The organism is Microlunatus sp. Gsoil 973 (assembly GCF_009707365.1).
In the GTDB taxonomy this organism is placed as follows: Bacteria; Actinomycetota; Actinomycetes; order Propionibacteriales; family Propionibacteriaceae; genus Microlunatus.
Map to the genome: position 1 here is coordinate 977,706 of NZ_CP046122.1, position 15,638 is coordinate 993,343.

General features: G+C 68.5%; 13 protein-coding genes and 1 pseudogene. 9 read left to right on the plus strand and 5 right to left on the minus strand.

Annotated features, from left to right (window positions below; translation table 11 throughout):
* Positions 1 to 23 precede the first annotated feature (23 nt).
* The 3 genes from GJV80_RS04555 to GJV80_RS04565 all read right to left on the minus strand — a co-directional run bounded on the left by GJV80_RS04555 (position 24) and on the right by GJV80_RS04565 (position 1,517).
* Complete coding sequence (locus GJV80_RS04555) at positions 24 to 260, minus strand: DUF3107 domain-containing protein (protein ID WP_154686872.1); 237 nt, start codon at positions 258 to 260, stop codon at positions 24 to 26.
* Between the two features lie 70 nt (positions 261 to 330).
* Positions 331 to 864 carry an FHA domain-containing protein gene (locus GJV80_RS04560; RefSeq protein ID WP_154686873.1) on the minus strand — a complete coding sequence of 178 codons (534 nt, stop codon included), beginning with the start codon at positions 862 to 864 and terminating at the stop codon, positions 331 to 333.
* The gene (locus tag GJV80_RS04565; RefSeq protein WP_230208133.1) at positions 861 to 1,517 is read right to left on the minus strand and encodes a TetR/AcrR family transcriptional regulator; all 657 of its coding nucleotides are present in this window, start codon (positions 1,515 to 1,517) and stop codon (positions 861 to 863) included. The genes GJV80_RS04560 and GJV80_RS04565 overlap by 4 nt, the downstream gene beginning before the upstream one ends.
* Positions 1,518 to 1,744: 227 nt before the next feature.
* Here GJV80_RS04565 and moeZ point away from each other — a divergent pair, with 227 nt between their 5' ends.
* From moeZ to GJV80_RS04580, 3 genes are all read left to right on the plus strand, one after another.
* Entirely contained in the window at positions 1,745 to 2,920 is a 1,176-nt protein-coding gene (gene moeZ, locus GJV80_RS04570; protein WP_230208134.1) for an adenylyltransferase/sulfurtransferase MoeZ, read from the plus strand.
* Between the two features lie 171 nt (positions 2,921 to 3,091).
* Entirely contained in the window at positions 3,092 to 3,613 is a 522-nt protein-coding gene (locus tag GJV80_RS04575) for a CAP domain-containing protein (protein ID WP_154686875.1), read from the plus strand.
* Positions 3,614 to 3,782: 169 nt separating this feature from the next.
* A complete protein-coding gene (locus tag GJV80_RS04580; RefSeq protein ID WP_154686876.1) occupies positions 3,783 to 4,118 on the plus strand; it encodes a DUF3140 domain-containing protein in 336 nt (111 codons plus the stop codon).
* A gap of 99 nt (positions 4,119 to 4,217) precedes the next feature.
* Here the strand turns inward: GJV80_RS04580 and GJV80_RS04585 are convergent.
* Both GJV80_RS04585 and GJV80_RS04590 read right to left on the minus strand, forming a co-directional pair.
* A pseudogene (locus GJV80_RS04585) lies at positions 4,218 to 4,422 on the minus strand (cold-shock protein).
* A 251-nt stretch (positions 4,423 to 4,673) separates the two neighbouring features.
* Entirely contained in the window at positions 4,674 to 4,967 is a 294-nt protein-coding gene (locus GJV80_RS04590; RefSeq protein ID WP_230208135.1) for an MGMT family protein, read from the minus strand.
* 42 nt (positions 4,968 to 5,009) lie between these two features.
* Between GJV80_RS04590 and GJV80_RS04595 the strand changes: the two genes are divergently transcribed.
* The 6 genes from GJV80_RS04595 to nudC all read left to right on the plus strand — a co-directional run bounded on the left by GJV80_RS04595 (position 5,010) and on the right by nudC (position 15,616).
* Positions 5,010 to 5,765, plus strand: coding sequence for a pirin-like bicupin family protein (locus tag GJV80_RS04595; RefSeq protein WP_154686878.1), 756 nt, complete (start codon positions 5,010 to 5,012; stop codon positions 5,763 to 5,765).
* Positions 5,762 to 6,955 (plus strand): phosphoserine phosphatase SerB, encoded by a 1,194-nt coding sequence (gene serB / locus GJV80_RS04600; RefSeq protein WP_154686879.1) that lies wholly within the window; start codon positions 5,762 to 5,764, stop codon positions 6,953 to 6,955. Before GJV80_RS04595 ends, serB begins: the two co-directional genes overlap by 4 nt.
* Before the next feature lie 38 nt (positions 6,956 to 6,993).
* Positions 6,994 to 7,800, plus strand: coding sequence for a carbon-nitrogen hydrolase family protein (locus tag GJV80_RS04605; RefSeq protein ID WP_154686880.1), 807 nt, complete (start codon positions 6,994 to 6,996; stop codon positions 7,798 to 7,800).
* Positions 7,801 to 7,877: 77 nt separating this feature from the next.
* On the plus strand, positions 7,878 to 11,252 hold the full coding sequence (locus GJV80_RS04610) for an ATP-dependent DNA helicase (protein ID WP_154686881.1): 3,375 nt from the start codon (positions 7,878 to 7,880) through the stop codon (positions 11,250 to 11,252).
* Positions 11,249 to 14,614, plus strand: coding sequence for an ATP-dependent DNA helicase (locus tag GJV80_RS04615; protein WP_305070111.1), 3,366 nt, complete (start codon positions 11,249 to 11,251; stop codon positions 14,612 to 14,614). Before GJV80_RS04610 ends, GJV80_RS04615 begins: the two co-directional genes overlap by 4 nt.
* 96 nt (positions 14,615 to 14,710) lie before the next feature.
* Positions 14,711 to 15,616, plus strand: a complete 906-nt coding sequence (nudC, locus tag GJV80_RS04620) for an NAD(+) diphosphatase (RefSeq protein ID WP_154686882.1) — start codon at positions 14,711 to 14,713, stop codon at positions 15,614 to 15,616.
* The last annotated feature ends 22 nt before the right edge of the window (positions 15,617 to 15,638 follow it).

A 15,638-nucleotide genomic window follows, 5' to 3' on the forward strand; every position in this document is an offset into this window, starting at 1 on the left:
AGGGCTCGGAAGAGCCCGAGGGTTCAGACGGCGCCGAAACCGACGCGCCGGCCGTTCTCCTCGCCGATGTCGACGTATCCGATCTTGTCCGACGGGATCAGCACCTTGCGACCGTGCTCGTCGGTCAGCACCAGGACGGCCTTGGCGGGATCGGACGCCGTGAAGGCATCGTTGACGGCCTCTTCGACCTCCGCCGCCGACTGCGTGACCTCCAACACGACCTCACGGTTGATGTGCTGGATGCCGACCTTGATCTCCACTACTTCCTCCTGTGCATTCACCGGCCCGTACGGGCCCGGCAATCAGCGTAGTTGGTCGTCGAACTCCGGCTCAGAGAGCTTCGGTCCGGGCATCCATCGGCGGCAGAAGGGTGAGCCGGGTCCAGGCACCGAGATAGATCCGGTCGTACGGCCCGACGAGGTGCCGGACGCCGATCTCGATCGGGGCATCGGGAAGCCCGGCGCCGTCGTCCTGCTCGTCCAGGGTCCGCAAGTAGGTGCCGTTGACCGAGCCGAGGTCCTCGATCCACCACCGTCTGCCGTCGGTGGACAGTTGCGCCTGACGACGGCTGACCCCGCCGTCCTCCCCGCAGTCGATGTCCGGCGTCGGGTTCTGGCTGGGGGAGCGGCGGCCGATCAAGGCGTTGGGCGTGCGCAGCGCGATGAGCACCGGGCCGGCGGAGGGCAGCGGCGCCGTGCCCTCCTGCTCGGAGTACCAGTCCTTGTCCACCGCCAACTCGACCGCCCAGATGTTCGCCTCGGCGATCGCTCGGGTGACAGGACTGTCCGGCACGGCAGGCGGCTGGTCTGCATGGTGCTGCTGGTCCGGATGCTGCCCGTTCGGATCGGCCGTCCTGCTGGTCATGGCTCCTCCTGATGCGCCGGTCGGCTCGAACGATGCCCATGATGCAGTCCGGCCTGCTCGGTGAGTGGGAAGCCACTGATACCACGCCAGGCGAGATTGCTGACGAGTTGCCGCGCCTCGGCGACGGGCACGGGACCGGCCGTCACCCAATACCGGGCGCTGACGTGGCCGATCCCGACCAGGGAGATGGCCAGCAACTTCGACTGGTCCCAGCCCAGACCCGTGTCGTCGGCGATGACCGCGGCGATCCGGTCGGCGATGTCGTTGTTGACCTGCCAGATCCGCTCCTCGACCGCCGACTCACCGGTCAGATCCGACTCGAAGATCAGCCGAAACTCGGCGCGCTCGCTGGACACCATGTCGTAGAAGGCGGTCATCGTCGCGACCACCCGTTCGGCGTTGTCGTCGGTGGTCGCCAGTGCCTCGCTGACCAGGTCGACCAGCCGGTCGCAGGCCTGGTCCAACAGCGCCAGATAGAGGTCGAGCTTGGAGTTGAAGTGCTGATACAGCACCGGTTTGCTGACTCCCGCGGCCTCGGCGATGTCGTCCATCGCGGCTGCGTGATAACCCTTCCGGGTGAAGACCTGACTGGCCGCGTCGAGGAGTTGGGCGCGGCGCTGCTCCCGCGGCATCCGCGTCATGTTCGTGGCCATTGCAGAATCGTATAGCGCGAACCGCCACCTTCCGTGCCCGCCGAATCCGGCGCGCCCCGCGCCCGGTGGCGGACAGGTCCGGTGCGCGTGAGGTGGCGTCCACCGGTAAGCCGCGAACCGTCACGACCCCGTCCGGATGGCGGAATAGTTGTCCGCGGTGGCATGTTGGCAACGAAGATCGGATGGTCGCCGCTCATGGCGGTCCACGCTCACAACGTGCAGGAGGAATGGTGGCCCTACCACCGCTGGTCGAACCAGCCGAGGAGCTGACCCAGAAAGAGGTGGAGCGGTACAGCCGCCACCTGATCATCCCCGATGTCGGCATGATCGGTCAGAAGCGGCTGAAGAATGCGCGGGTGTTGGTGATCGGGGCCGGTGGCCTCGGCAGCCCCGCACTGCTCTACCTGGCCGCGGCCGGCGTCGGCACGCTGGGGGTGGTCGACTTCGACACGGTTGACGAGTCGAATCTGCAGCGCCAGGTCATTCACGGCCAGTCCGACATCGGCAAGCCCAAGAATCAGTCGGCCAAGGAGTCGATCGCCGAGGTCAACCCGCTGGTCAACGTGATCACCCACGATGTGCGGCTGGACAACGACAACGTCCTGGACATCTTCAAGGGCTACGACCTGATCCTGGACGGCACCGACAACTTCGCCACCCGGTATCTGGTCAACGACGCCGCCGTGCTGCTGGGCAAGCCGTACGTGTGGGGTTCGATCTTCCGCTTCGAGGGTCAGGTCTCGGTGTTCTGGGACCAGTACGGCCCCAACTACCGCGATCTCTACCCGGTTCCGCCGCCACCCGGCATGGTGCCCTCCTGCGCGGAGGGTGGCGTTCTCGGGGTGCTGTGCGCGTCGATCGGCTCGATCATGGTCACCGAGGCGATCAAGTTGATCACCGGCATCGGCGAGCCGCTGCTCGGCCGGCTGATGGTCTATGACGCGCTGGAGATGAGTTACAAGACTCTCAAGCTGCGCAAGGATCCCGACGCCGACCCGATCGAGAAGTTGATCGACTACGACGCCTTCTGCGGTGCGATCACCGACGAGGCGGCCGAGGCCGTCGCCGGCAACACGATCAGCGTGCAGCAGCTCAAGGAGTGGCTGGACGCCCGTGACAAGGGCGAGCGGAACTTCGAGTTGATCGACGTCCGGGAGCCGGTCGAACGGGAGATCAACAACATCCCCGGTTCCGTGTTGATCCCCAAGGGCGAGTTCCAGAGCGGATCGGCGCTGGCCGGCCTGCCGCAGGACAAGCAGGTCGTGCTCTACTGCAAGGCCGGCACCCGTTCGGCCGAGGTGCTGGCGCTGGTGCACGGCGCCGGGCTGAAGGACGCGGTACACGTCGGCGGTGGCGTGTCGGCCTGGGTGTCCCAGATCGATCCATCGCAGGCGGCGTACTGACCGGTCAGTCGCTTCGACCGTTGCAGTCTCGACGCCCCGCGAACCTCGTGGTTCCGGGGCGTCGACCCGTCTTCGGACACCAGAACGTTCCGCCGAGATGATCTGGCCCGGCCGAGCTTGACGCCCGGGGTGCGGGACGCGACGGTGGGTGGCTCCGAAGGAGGTACCCCCATGACTCTCCCGATGACCCTGTCGAGATCACCAGCAGGCCGCTCACATCGACGACCCCACGGTCGCCGGCTGATCGCAGGCCTGATCAGCAGCGCCCTCCTCGGCCTGGCGGCGATCCTGGCAGCCCCGGTCGACTCCGCACGGGCGGCGTCGATGGGTCACGCCTACGAGCAGGCGGCAGCACGGGCCAGCAACCATGCGCGGACCTCGCGCGGTCTGGTGAAGCTGACCTGGGGGTCCTGTCTTGACCGCTTCGCAGGGGCCCAGGCGGCCAGGATGGCGAAACGCCAGCAGCTGGAACACCAGGACCTGCGGCCCATTCTGCGGGCCTGCCATCTCAGGTCGGTCGGAGAGAACATCGCCGTCGGCTATCCCACCGGCAAGGCGGTCACCCGAGCCTGGATGAGGTCGCCAGGCCACCGGGCGAACCTCCTGCACAAGAGCTTCCGCCGCTACGGATTGGGCGCCTACAAGGACAGCCACGGCCGCTGGTGGGTCTCCCAGGTGCTCGGCCGGCACTGACTCCGAACCACTGACTCCGAACCACTCCGAACCACTGAACCGGACCGCTGACCTCGGACCGCCCGATCAGAAGCATCGGCCGAAATCCGCTCTGGCGGTGTTTCGCCCGCAGGTGGGCTGGATACCGGTCAAGGGAACCCGAGCGGATGGTCGGAGGAGGGATCAGGCAATGGCGGAGTCGGTGGTCGGCGATGACCTGTGGGAGGAGTTCCACACCGTGGTGAACATGACGTCGGCGGAGTTGGAGGAATGGCTGCTGGTCGAGGCATCCGGCGAACACGGCGAAGGCCTACCCGAACAGGACGAAGCCGATCTTGGTCGGCACGTCGTCCACATCCTCGGCAAGCGACGTACCGATGTCACCCCGGACGACGTCGCGATCATGCAGAAGGTCGTCGACCGGGTTCGCAGCCAGCGTGGTGTCGATCTTGAACCCACCGCCGGCCAGACCGCGTGGCGGCACCGGCTGATGCGGATCGGTCACGACCCGCTCAAACCTGCGTGACGTCGAGCCGGTACCGAGGTCGGGAACAACGATGTACGCGTGACGAAAGCCCCCGGCCACTGAAGTGACCGGGGGCTTCGTCGTGCGTGGTTTAGCGACTCAGATCGCGTGGACCTGATCGGCCTGCGGACCCTTCGGACCCTGGGTGGTCTGGAACTCCACCCGCTGGGCCCTCGTCCAGGGTACGGAAGCCGGTCGATTCGATCGCGCTGTAGTGCACGAATACGTCGGGGCCGCCGCCGTCAACGGCGATGAAGCCGTAACCCTTTTCGGCATTGAACCACTTGACGGTTCCCTGCGCCATGAATACATCTCCTAGCATCTTGCATCCAGAACCGCACCTCACGGCTCCAGCGCTGCCGGGCACCAGCCCGGGTGGGTCTTGGGGCCCATGCAAAAGTCACCGGGCGTAGCACTTACCACGACACAGAGCACTTGCAACAGCACGCCTAGCCTGTCACAAGATCGAACTGGTGGGAACCCCGGACCGAGGCGTGTCCCGCGCGGTGTCCTGAACAGGACGTTCGACCCGAAGTCGAACCCACCGGACCGGTCTCAGACGGGCCCGTGCCAGCGTGCCTCGCGCATCACCACGCGACCGTTGCGGATCGGCGCTCCGTCCTCGGCGAGCAGGGCCAAGGCGCGATCGAGGAGACCGTCAGCGGGTCTACCGTCGGCGCGGACCACCCGCCACCAGCAGACCGCGCCGCCGTAGTGCGACATCACGCTGCCGACCTGACGCGGACCGCCTGCTCCGACGAACTCTGCGATGTCGCCATAGCTGGCCACCTGCCCCGCCGGAATCGACTCGACCGCACTGAGCACAGCCTCGACGAACTCATCGCGCACGCTGGCATCCTCCCAGAAGCGGCTCCATGGGAGAATCGGCCCGTGCCCGAAGCGACGATCGAGATCCGCCGTGCCGACGGCCGGTTCGAGACCCGTACCGATTGGCTGCGATCACGGAGCAGTTTCTCCTTCGGACCGCACTACGACCCCGACAACGTCGGCTTCGGTCCGCTGGTGGTGCATAACCACGAGCTGGTGTCGGCGGGGACCGGCTTCGACACCCATCCGCACGCCGACGCCGAGATCGTCACCTGGGTCTTGTCGGGTGCACTGGTTCATCAGGACTCGAGCGGGCATTCCGGCATCATCCATCCCGGGCTGGCCCAGCGGATGAGCGCCGGCAGCGGGATCCTGCATTCCGAGCGCAACGATGCCTACCGCGGGACCGACGGTTGGCGGGTGGAACCGGCCCGGGTCGTCGAGCCGGCCGATTACGTGCAGATGTGGATCCTTCCCGACGAGTCCGGCCTCATACCCTCCTACGACCAGCGCGAACTTGATCGCGATGATCTTGCTGCCGGTTGGCTACCGGTAGCCTCCGGTTCGCGGACCGACGCGGCGATCATGATCAACAGTGCCGACTCGACCTTCTGGGTGACGATCATGAAGCCCGGCGACCGACGCGTACTGCCGGCCCAGCAGGTACGGATCCACCTGTACGTCGCCCGCGGCACGGTGGCCGTGCAGGAGATCGGCGAACTGGGCGAAGGGGACGCGGTGCGGCTCACCGGTGCCGAGCCGCTGACGGTCAACGCCCTCAGCGAGTCCGAACTCCTGCTCTGGGAGCTCGGCCGATGACGCGTCACCCGGCCGACACCGGGCGTCCCCTGTTGATCAGGGTGTCAGGCAGGGACCGGCCGCGAGTGATCAACGACCTGCTCGCCCTGCTGTCGCAGGCGGGAGCCGCGATCGAGGACATGGAGCAACTGGTGGTCCGTGAGCGGTTGACCCTCGATGTGCTGGCCCGCATCGATGGCGCGGACTCAGGACTGGTCCGCGACATCCTCTATTGGGGCCACACCAACGAACTGACTGTCGCCTTCGAGCAGGTCGAGGCGATCTCCCGGCGCTCGATGTTGCCGCGACACGCGATCACAGTGTTGGGCGAGCACCTGAGCCCGGCGGCACTGGCAGCCGTCTCCGGCGCCGTGGCCGACACCGGGGGAACGATCGACCGCATCGTCCGGCTGGCGACCGAGCCGGTGACGGCCTACGACTTCGCAGTGATCGCGGGAGACGTGGACGCGATGCGTTCGTCACTGGTGCGGGTCGCCCGTGATCAGCGGATCGACATCGCTGTCCAGGCAGGGGGTCTGGAGCGCCGGGCGAAGCGGCTGGTGGTGATGGACGTCGACTCCACCTTGATCAGGAACGAGGTGATCGACCTGCTCGCCGAGGAGGCCGGCTGTTCGGACCAGGTGGTCGCGATCACCGAGCGGGCAATGCGCGGGGAGCTGGATTTCGAAGGTTCCCTGCGGGAGCGCGTCCGATTGTTGCGCGGACTCGACGAGGCCGCGATCGACCGGGTCCGCGGCCGGATCAGCCTGACCCCGGGTGCCCGCACGTTCGTCCGGACGCTGAGAAGACTCGGCTACGCCGTCGCCGTGGTGAGCGGTGGGTTCACCGTCTTCACCGGCTGGTTGCAGGACCAGCTCGGCCTCGACCACGCCTACGCCAACACCCTGGAGATCGTCGACGGGCAGCTGACCGGCGAAGTCCTCGGTGGCGTCGTCGACCGGGCGCGGAAGGCCGAGCTGCTCGCCGAGATCGCTGCTTCAGAAGGCATTCCGCTGTCCCAGACGGTCGCCGTCGGTGACGGCGCCAACGATCTGGACATGCTTGCTGCCGCAGGCATGGGGATCGCCTTCAATGCCAAACCCGCGGTACGGGAGCAGGCGGCGGTCACCGTGTCTGTGCCGTACCTGGATGCGATCTTGTTCATGCTCGGTCTGCGGGGTACGGATGTGGACAAGGGCGGGATGGCATGATGGGCGTTCCGTCGCCAGTCGTCACGGGCAGGAGGCCCATGCGCGTAGCTCTCGGTCAACTGGTCAGCTCCGCTGACCCGCAGGCCAATCTCGACCTGGTCGAGGACTACGCCCGCCGGGCCGCCGCGGACGGTGCCGGGTTGGTGGTCTTCCCGGAGGCGACCATGTGCGCCTTCGGCAACCGGTTGGACACCGTCGCCGAGCCGTTGGACGGTCCCTGGGTGACCCGGCTGACCGGGATCGCCCGGTCGTACGGCGTGACCGTTGTGGCCGGGATCTTCACGCCGGGCGGGGAACGAGGTCCCGACGGGCGGGAGAAGGTGATCAACACCCTGGTCGCCACCGGGCCGGACGGGCTGACGAGCTATCACAAGATCCACCTCTTCGACGCCTTCGGCTTCGCCGAGTCGGACACTGTCGTTGCTGGGGACCAGCCGGTGATCATCGAGGTCGGCGGGACCAAGATCGGACTGACGCTGTGCTATGACGTTCGGTTCCCGGGCCTGTACCAGACCCTCGCCGATCGCGGCGCCGAAGTGATCATCGTCTCGGCGTCCTGGGGAGCCGGCCCCGGCAAGGTGCAGCAGTGGAAACTGCTCACCCAGGCTCGCGCACTGGACAGCACCTGCTACCTGCTGGCGGTCGGCCAGGCGGACCCGACGACGACGGGTGTCGGAGCCACCGTGGCACCGACCGGTGTCGGCTACAGTGCCGCGATCGATCCGACCGGCGCGGCGATCACCGCCGCCGGGCCCGAGCCGGAGTTGTTGATCACCGACCTCGACCCGGCCGTGGTCGCCGCGGTGCGCAGGTCGATCCCGGTGATCGCGAATCGCCGGTTCTGAAGCCGGCCGAACCCGAACTTCCGGGCGCGCCGCCGGTCGTCGCCCGGGTTGTCGGTGGGAGATGTTCCAATAGCCCCATGAGCGTGATCCGGACCGATGAGCTGCTGCGCGTGCCTCCGCCCGATGCAGCCCAGTCCGCCGATCAAGACGGATCCGATCAGAACCCTTCCAATCACTCTCCCATTGATCACATCTCGTCCGATCGGTCGCCAGGCCGATCGGGTTATGTGTTGGTACGGCGTCCGGCGCGACAGCCCCAGATCGCCCTGGACCCGGTCCAGCAGCAGGTGGTCGACCATGCCGGCGGACCATTGCTGGTGATCGCCGGACCCGGGACCGGGAAGACGACCACCCTGATCGAGACGGCCGTGGACCGGATCCGCCGCCACGGCGCCGAGCACGTCCTGGCGCTGACCTTCTCCCGCCGCGCCGCGGCCGACCTGCGGGTCCGGATCGCCGGGCGCCTCGGCGGTTCGACGAGCAGTCCGCGGGCGATGACCTTCCACGGCTTCTGTTACGCGATGATCCGACGCTTCGCCGATCCCGAGGCCAGCACCGGCGATCGGGTCGGCCCGCGACTGCTGACCGGCCCGGAACAGGAATTCCGGGTGCGTGAGGTGCTCGAGGGCAGCCTGCAGTCCGGACGCGTGTCCTGGCCGGAGTCGGTCTCCCGGGCCTTCGGCACCCGCGGTTTCGCCGCCGAGATCCGCGCAGTCCTCGCCAAGGCGAGGCAACTGGGCATGGACCCCGAGGACCTGGTCGAGGCCGGCGAAGCCGCCGACCGGCCGGAGTGGTCGGCGACGGGTGAGTTCTTCGACGAATACCTTGACGTTCTGGACGCCGAGGAAGTGATCGACTACGCCGAGCTCACTCACCGCTGCCGGATCCTGCTCACCGATCCAGCAGTCCTCGGCACGCTGCGACGCGAGATCGATTGCGTGCTGGTCGACGAGGTCCAGGACACCGACCCGGCTCAGGTGCGGCTGTTGCACCAGCTCGCCGGTGACGGACGCGACGTGGTCGTCTTCGGTGACCCCGACCAGTCGATCTACGCCTTCCGCGGCGCCGAGGCACGGGGGATCCTCGACTTCCCCGACCGGTTCGCGGTCGACGGACGGCCGGCCCGGGTGATCGCCCTGCCGACCAATCATCGCAGCGGCATCGCGCTGCAGGCGGCCAGCCGGGGACTTGCCGATCGACTTGGCATCCAGCGGGCGTTGCCCGCCGCCCTACTGGCGGCGTTCCGGCGTCCGGTGGCAGCCGAGGGACTTCACCGCGGCGGGGTAGAGGCGTACACCTGCGTCACTGCCGGCGCCGAAGCCGAGCACATCGCCGACCTGCTGCGCCGGGCCCATCTCAACGACGGTCTTGACTGGTCGGAGATGGCCGTGCTGGTCCGGCACGGACGCCAGCGGATTCCCGGCCTGACCCGGGCGCTGACCGCCGCCGGAGTGCCCGTCGAAGTGGCCGGGGACGAGATCCCGCTGGCCGCCGAACTTGCGACCCGGCCGTTGCTGCTCGGCCTGCGCATCGCCGCGGGGATCGACGCACTGCAGGCGGAAGAGGCCCAGATCCTGCTCAGCTCCCCGCTGGGTGGTCTGGACAGCATGGCGATCAGGCGACTGGGCAGGATGCTCCGCAACGCCCAACGCGAGGAACTCGGCGGCACCGGGCTGCCCCGGCGGTCGCCGGAGTTGATCAAGGAAGTGCTGCAGGATCCGAACCGGCTCGATGATCTTCCCGACGCTCCGGAGGTTGCCGCCGCCCGCGCACTGGCCGACCTGCTGCGTCACGTCGGGGAGCAGATCACCGCAGGCGCGACCGCTGAGGAAGCGCTCTGGGAGCTGTGGGACGGCACCGAATGGCCGGAACGGCTGCGCGCCGAGGCCAGGCTGGGCGGCGACACCGGACAGCGGGCCAATCGTGATCTTGACGCGGTGGTTGCGCTGTTCGACATCGCCGGGCGGTCGGAAGAAGTCGCCGGCCTGCGCGGCGTGACCGGCTTCCTGGCCGAGGTGGAGGGCCAGCAGATCCCCGCCGACACCCGCAACGAAGCGGCCGTCCGCGGATCCTCGGTCCGGGTGCTGACCGCCCACCGCGCCAAGGGCCTGCAGTGGCCGTTGGTTGTGGTCGCCTCGGTCCAGGAGGGCAGCTGGCCCGACATCCGGCGTCGCGGCTCGCTGCTGGAGGCCGACCGGCTGAGCCGGCACGGCCTGGCGCAGACTCAGCCACCGGCCGCCAGGATCGCCGAGGAACGCCGGCTGTTCTACGTCGCCTGCACCCGGGCGTCCCGCCGGTTGGTGGTTACCGCCGTGGAGGGCACGGACGGCGAGAACGACCAACCGTCACGCTTCATCACCGAACTCGGCGTCAGCGTGCGGCGGCTGGCGGGCAGACCGGCACGACCGCTGTCGCTGCCCGCGCTGATCGGTGACCTCCGACGGACCAGCGTCGACCCGGACGCGCCGCCGCGGCTCCGGGAGGCGGCGGCGACCCGACTGGCGCGACTGGCGGACGCCGAAGACGATCATGGTCGGCCGCTGGCCGGCGCGGCCCGTCCCGGCCGCTGGTGGGGCATGCGCCCGCCCAGCGAGGCGGCAGGCCCGGTGCAGAATCCGGATACGCCCGTGCAGCTGTCGGGCAGTCAACTCGCCCAGTTGTTGGCCTGCCCGCGGCAGTGGTTCCTGTCCCGCAAGGCCCGCGCGGAATCGGTCCGAGGTACGGCTGCAAGTTTCGGATCGGTGGTCCACGTCCTGGCCGAATACGGTGCGACCCAGAAACTCGACGACCAGACCGTCGCCGCCCATCTGGACTCCGTCTGGGACCAGCTGGACTTCGACGCCAACTGGTTGTCGGCGACCGAACGGATCGAGGCCGAGTCCGCGTTGGAGCGGTTCGTCGCCTGGCAGTCCTTCCGGACCGATCGTGAGCTACTCGGCACCGAGGTGCGGTTCAGCACCGACATCGAACTCGGCGACGAGAAGGTCCGGCTCACCGGTACGGCGGACCGGGTGGAACGCGACGCGCTCGGCCGGATCAGGATCGTCGACTTCAAGACCGGCAAGCGTCCGCCGACCGCGGCCGACATCGCCGTCCAAGATCAATTGGGTGTCTACCAGCTGGCCGTCGCCGAGGGCGCCTTCGCGGGGGTCACCGGACCGGGGGCGGAGACCGGGGGTGCGGAGCTGGTCTATCTCCGGTTGCCCGATCGGGACGGGACGATGCCGAAGGTGTTCGAGCAGGCCGCATTGTCCGATGTGCCCTTCCCGGTCGAGCCGGAGCACCCCGACGACCGCGACCGTTATCCAACCTGGGTTCACCAGCGGCTGGCCGACGCAGCCCGGATCGTACGGTCCGAGTCGTTCGACGCCGTAGTCGGTCCGGCCTGCCGGTACTGCCCGTTCCGCGGCAGCTGCCCGGCCCAATCGGAGGGGAAGCAGGTCGTCTCGTGACCGCCGAAGCCGTGGCCCCGGCGGGCGTCCGCCGGTTCGGATCGACCGAGGATCTGATCGAGGCGCTGGGCATCCCGTTCTCGCTGCAACAGTTGACCGCCATCACCGCGCCGCTGGAACCAGGAGTGATCATCGCCGGTGCCGGCTCCGGCAAGACCACCGTGATGGCTGCCCGCGTTGTCTGGCTGGTCGGTACCGGGCAGGTGAGGCCGGAGGAGGTGCTCGGCCTGACCTTCACCCGCAAGGCAGCAGCCGAGTTGTCCTCCCGTGTCCGGTCGGCGCTGTTGAAGGCCGGGGTGATCGACGAACAGGGCGTCGACGAGGCCGGCGAACAGTTGATCATGACCTACGACGCGTTCGCCGCCCGGCTGGTCGCCGAACACGGGTTGCGGCTCGGCGTTGAATCGGAGAGCGCCATGATCACCGGCGCTGCCCGGTTCCGCCTGGCCTCCCGGGTGGTGGAGGCAGCAGCGGGCCCCTTCGAGCAGATCTCCCGGCTGCGTCCGGAGACAGTCACCGAACGGGTGCTGCAACTGGACTCCGATCTGCAACAACACCTGGTTGCCACCTCGGCGCTCGACCGGCACGCCCGGCACTGGAGACTGGCCTTCGAGGCAGCGCCGGTCAACAACCGCGGCGCGCGGTACGCCGAGGTCAAGCGGGCGCTGGCCGCGATCGACGAACGCCTGGAACTGGCCAGCCTGGTCGACGACTACCAGGCGTTGAAGCAGCGGCTCGGGGTGGTCGAGTTCGCCGACCAGATGGCGGTCGCCGCCCGGCTGGCGACCCAGGTGCCGGAGGTGTCGGCCTTGTTGCGCGAGGAGTTCAAGGTCGTCCTGCTCGACGAATACCAGGACACCTCGGCTGCCCAGGCGATCATGCTCCGCGGCCTTTTCTCCGGACCTGACGTCGGTAGCGGACGCGGGCATCCGGTGACGGCGGTGGGCGACCCGTTCCAGGCCATCTACGGCTGGCGCGGCGCCGCGGCCAGCAACATCCTCGAGTTCGCCGACCAGTTCTCGCGTGCCGACGGGCGACGCAGCCGCCGCTTCGCTTTGACGGTCAACCGGCGCAGCGGGCAGACGATCCTGGACGTCGCCAACGTGCTGTCCGAGCCACTGCGCGATGACGAGACGATCTCCCTGGGCAATTCCGAGGGCAGGGAAAGCGGACTGGGTCTGCTCAACGCCCCGCCGGAGGCCGGCCCGGCCGAGGTGCGGGCGGCGACCTTCGAGACCTGGGCGGAGGAGGTGAGCTGGATCGCCGACCAGGTGATCGCCGCCCGGGAGCGCCGCACCGTCGACCGGTGGTCCGAGATCGCCGTGCTGACTCGCCGCAACGCTGACATCGGCCCGCTCTACGCCGAACTCGTCGGACGCGACATCCCGACCGAGATCGTCGGGTTGGGCGGTCTGCTCGGTCTGCCGGAGGTGATGGACGTGGTCTGCACCCTCCGGTTGGTCGACGACGTCACCGCCAACCCCGAGTTGATCAGGCTGCTCAGCGGACCGCGCTGGAATGTCGGACCGCGTGATCTTGCCCAACTCGGCCGCCGGGCGCGCGAACTGGCACAGGTCGATGATCATGGTCGACCAACCGACGAGGACCTCGACGCCGGGGTCGGCGGCCTGCTCGGCGCGCTGGAGCAGGCGGTGTCCGATGTCGACCCGACCGAGGTGATCAGCCTGCTGGATGCGGTCGAGGATCCCGGGGACGGATTCAGCGCCGAGACCCGGAACCGGTTCACCCAGTTCGCCGGCGAACTGAGTTATCTGCGCGGGCATTGTGATGAACCGCTGCTCGACCTGTGCCGCCGGGTGGTCGGCGTCCTCGGCCTGGACGTCGAACTGCTGGCAACGCCGACCTTCGGACGAACCCAGCGGCGCGATCAGCTGGGCGCCTTCCTCGATGCGGTGGCCGACTATGCCGACGTGGACGGCCGGGCCTCGCTGTCGGGTCTGCTGGCCTACCTGCGCGCCGAGGCAGAACACGGCGTGGGGCTGGAACAGGCGGTGCCGACCGACCGGGAATCGGTGAAGCTGCTCACCATGCACAAGGCCAAGGGCCTGGAATGGGATGTGGTGTTCCTGCCTGCGCTGATGCAGGGCACGTTTCCCAGCGATCGGGTCACCGACAACTGGGTGACCGCCGCCGGAGTGCTGCCGGCCGACCTGCGGGGCGACCGAGCGTCCATTCCGCAACTGGCAGAGGCCGCCAACCCGGCCATCGCCGAGTACAAGCAGCGACTCAAGGACCAGCAGATCCTGGCCGAGGACCGCCTCGCCTACGTAGCGGCGACCCGTGCCCGGAAGGTGCTTGTCGGCAGCGGGCACACCTGGCGCCCGGAGCTGGTCAAGCCGCGACAGCCCTCGCGCTACCTCCAGGTGATCATGGCCGAGGCCGTCCGCCAGGATCGGGTAGCTGCCCAGGCGCCGCCGCCGGGTGACGTCAATCCGCACGACACCCAGGCACCGCCCGTGCCGTGGCCGCGGCCGCTCGATCCCGAGTCTCTCGACCGTCGTCGGCACGCCGCGGACATGGTGCGGTCGGCACGGCAGCGGCACGCCGCCAGCGGAAGGTATGAGAACGCTCCGGGCACCGACGAGCCGCTGCTGCTCGATGACGAGGAGACCGTCGCCGCGTGGGACGCGGACATCGATCGGCTACTGGCTGAGTCGCTGGCGGCGCGCCGCGGCGCAGCGTCTGTCGCCCTGCCGGAGTCGATGTCGGCGACCGAGTTGATCAAGCTACGCGCCGATGCGACGGGTCTGGCCACCGATCTGGCACGGCCGATGCCGAGGCGTCCCTCGCGCCGGCAACGGTTCGGCACCAGGTTCCACCAGTGGATCGAGCGGCGTCTGGGGCCGCGGATGCTGGGCCAACCGCAGCTGGTCGATCCCGACGAGCTGGCCGATCGCGCCGATCTCGATGTCGATGGTGAGGCCGAGTTCCGCGAGTTGTGCGAGCAGTTCGCGTCCGGCCTGTTCGGTGACTCGCAGCCGTACGCGCTGGAGGCGCCCTTTACCCTCGTGCTGCGTGGACGGGTGATCCGGGGCCGGATCGATGCCGTCTACCGCCTCGATGATCATGCTGGGGATGATCATGCCGGGACTGATCACGACGGGACTGAGCATGGACCTCGGTTCCGGATCGTCGACTGGAAGACCTCGCGCGGCGAGCGCCACGACCCGCTGCAGCTGGCGATCTACCGGGTCGCCTGGGCCGGGCTGACCGGTGTGCCGCTCGACCGGGTCGATGCCGTCTTCTACTCGGTTCCCGAGGACCGGGTCATCCGCCCCGACCGGCTGGCGGATCAGGATGAGTTGGACCGGATCCTGACAGCCGTACCCGAGCGTCCCTGACCGGAGTGCCCGAACCGGTAAGCGCCGCCACCGAGCGACGGTCGGCGGCGACCGGTCGGTCGCCGAGCCCGCAGCAGGCTGCACTAGCCTGAGCGCGTGACCGATCCCACGCCGCCAGGGACCGCGGACTGGGCTGCTGCCAGCCGGCTGATCCGGGTCGAGGAGCAGCTGACCAGCAACGAGTGGGTGCCCAAGTTGTGGCAGTCCGACGACGCGCTGCTGTTGCCGATCGACAGTGAACGACGCATCCCGGTGTCGCCTTCCGGCGACGCCGTCCGGTTCATCCGCCCGACCGGGGATTACGACAGCCAGCGCCACTTCCTGCTCGGCCATCTCGACGGCGCGCCGCGGTTCGTCACCACGATGGAGTGGCAGGACGCGCAATTCGTCGGCTCGGGCACGGTGGTGGCGGCCTCGCTGCGCGATGTGGCCGCAAACCTCCCCGATGCGCACCGGGATGTGGCGATCGCCGCCGTCGCGATCACCAACTGGCATCGCAACGAGCCGTTCTGCCCGCGGTGCGGCACCCCGAGCGAGGTTCTCAAGGCCGGCTTCATGCGGGTCTGCCGGCAGTGCCACAACGAGTACTTCCCGCGCACCGACCCAGCGGTGATCGTTGCGATCATCGACCCCGACGACCGGTTGCTGCTCGGCCGCCAGTCCAGCTGGGGCAAGCGGGTCTCCGTCTTCGCGGGCTTCGTCGAGACCGGAGAGTCGGCCGAACAAGCCGTGCACCGGGAGATGGCCGAGGAGGTCGGACTCGGCCTGCGGGAGGTCAGCTACTTCGGCAGCCAGCCGTGGCCGTTCCCGCGTTCGTTGATGCTGGGGTTCGTTGCGTACACGACCGAAACCGAGATCTCGACCGGCTACGAGATCAGTTACGCCGACTGGTTCACCCGCGAACGGCTGGAACGCGAACTCGCCGAAGGCACGATCGACATCCCCAACCGCAGTTCGATCGCCCACCGCCTGGTCACCGCCTGGCGCACCGGATCGCTCTGACGAGCCGGCCGATCCGCGAGCC

Coding starts and splice junctions, on each gene's coding strand:
- GJV80_RS04610 (WP_154686881.1), top strand. CDS start 7,878: ATGAGCGTGATCCGGACCGATGAGCTGCTGCGCGTGCCTCCGCCCGAT.
- serB (WP_154686879.1), top strand. CDS start 5,762: ATGACGCGTCACCCGGCCGACACCGGGCGTCCCCTGTTGATCAGGGTG.
- GJV80_RS04575 (WP_154686875.1), top strand. CDS start 3,092: ATGACTCTCCCGATGACCCTGTCGAGATCACCAGCAGGCCGCTCACAT.
- GJV80_RS04565 (WP_230208133.1), bottom strand. CDS start 1,517: ATGGCCACGAACATGACGCGGATGCCGCGGGAGCAGCGCCGCGCCCAA.
- moeZ (WP_230208134.1), top strand. CDS start 1,745: ATGGTGGCCCTACCACCGCTGGTCGAACCAGCCGAGGAGCTGACCCAG.
- GJV80_RS04560 (WP_154686873.1), bottom strand. CDS start 864: ATGACCAGCAGGACGGCCGATCCGAACGGGCAGCATCCGGACCAGCAG.
- GJV80_RS04580 (WP_154686876.1), top strand. CDS start 3,783: ATGGCGGAGTCGGTGGTCGGCGATGACCTGTGGGAGGAGTTCCACACC.
- GJV80_RS04605 (WP_154686880.1), top strand. CDS start 6,994: ATGCGCGTAGCTCTCGGTCAACTGGTCAGCTCCGCTGACCCGCAGGCC.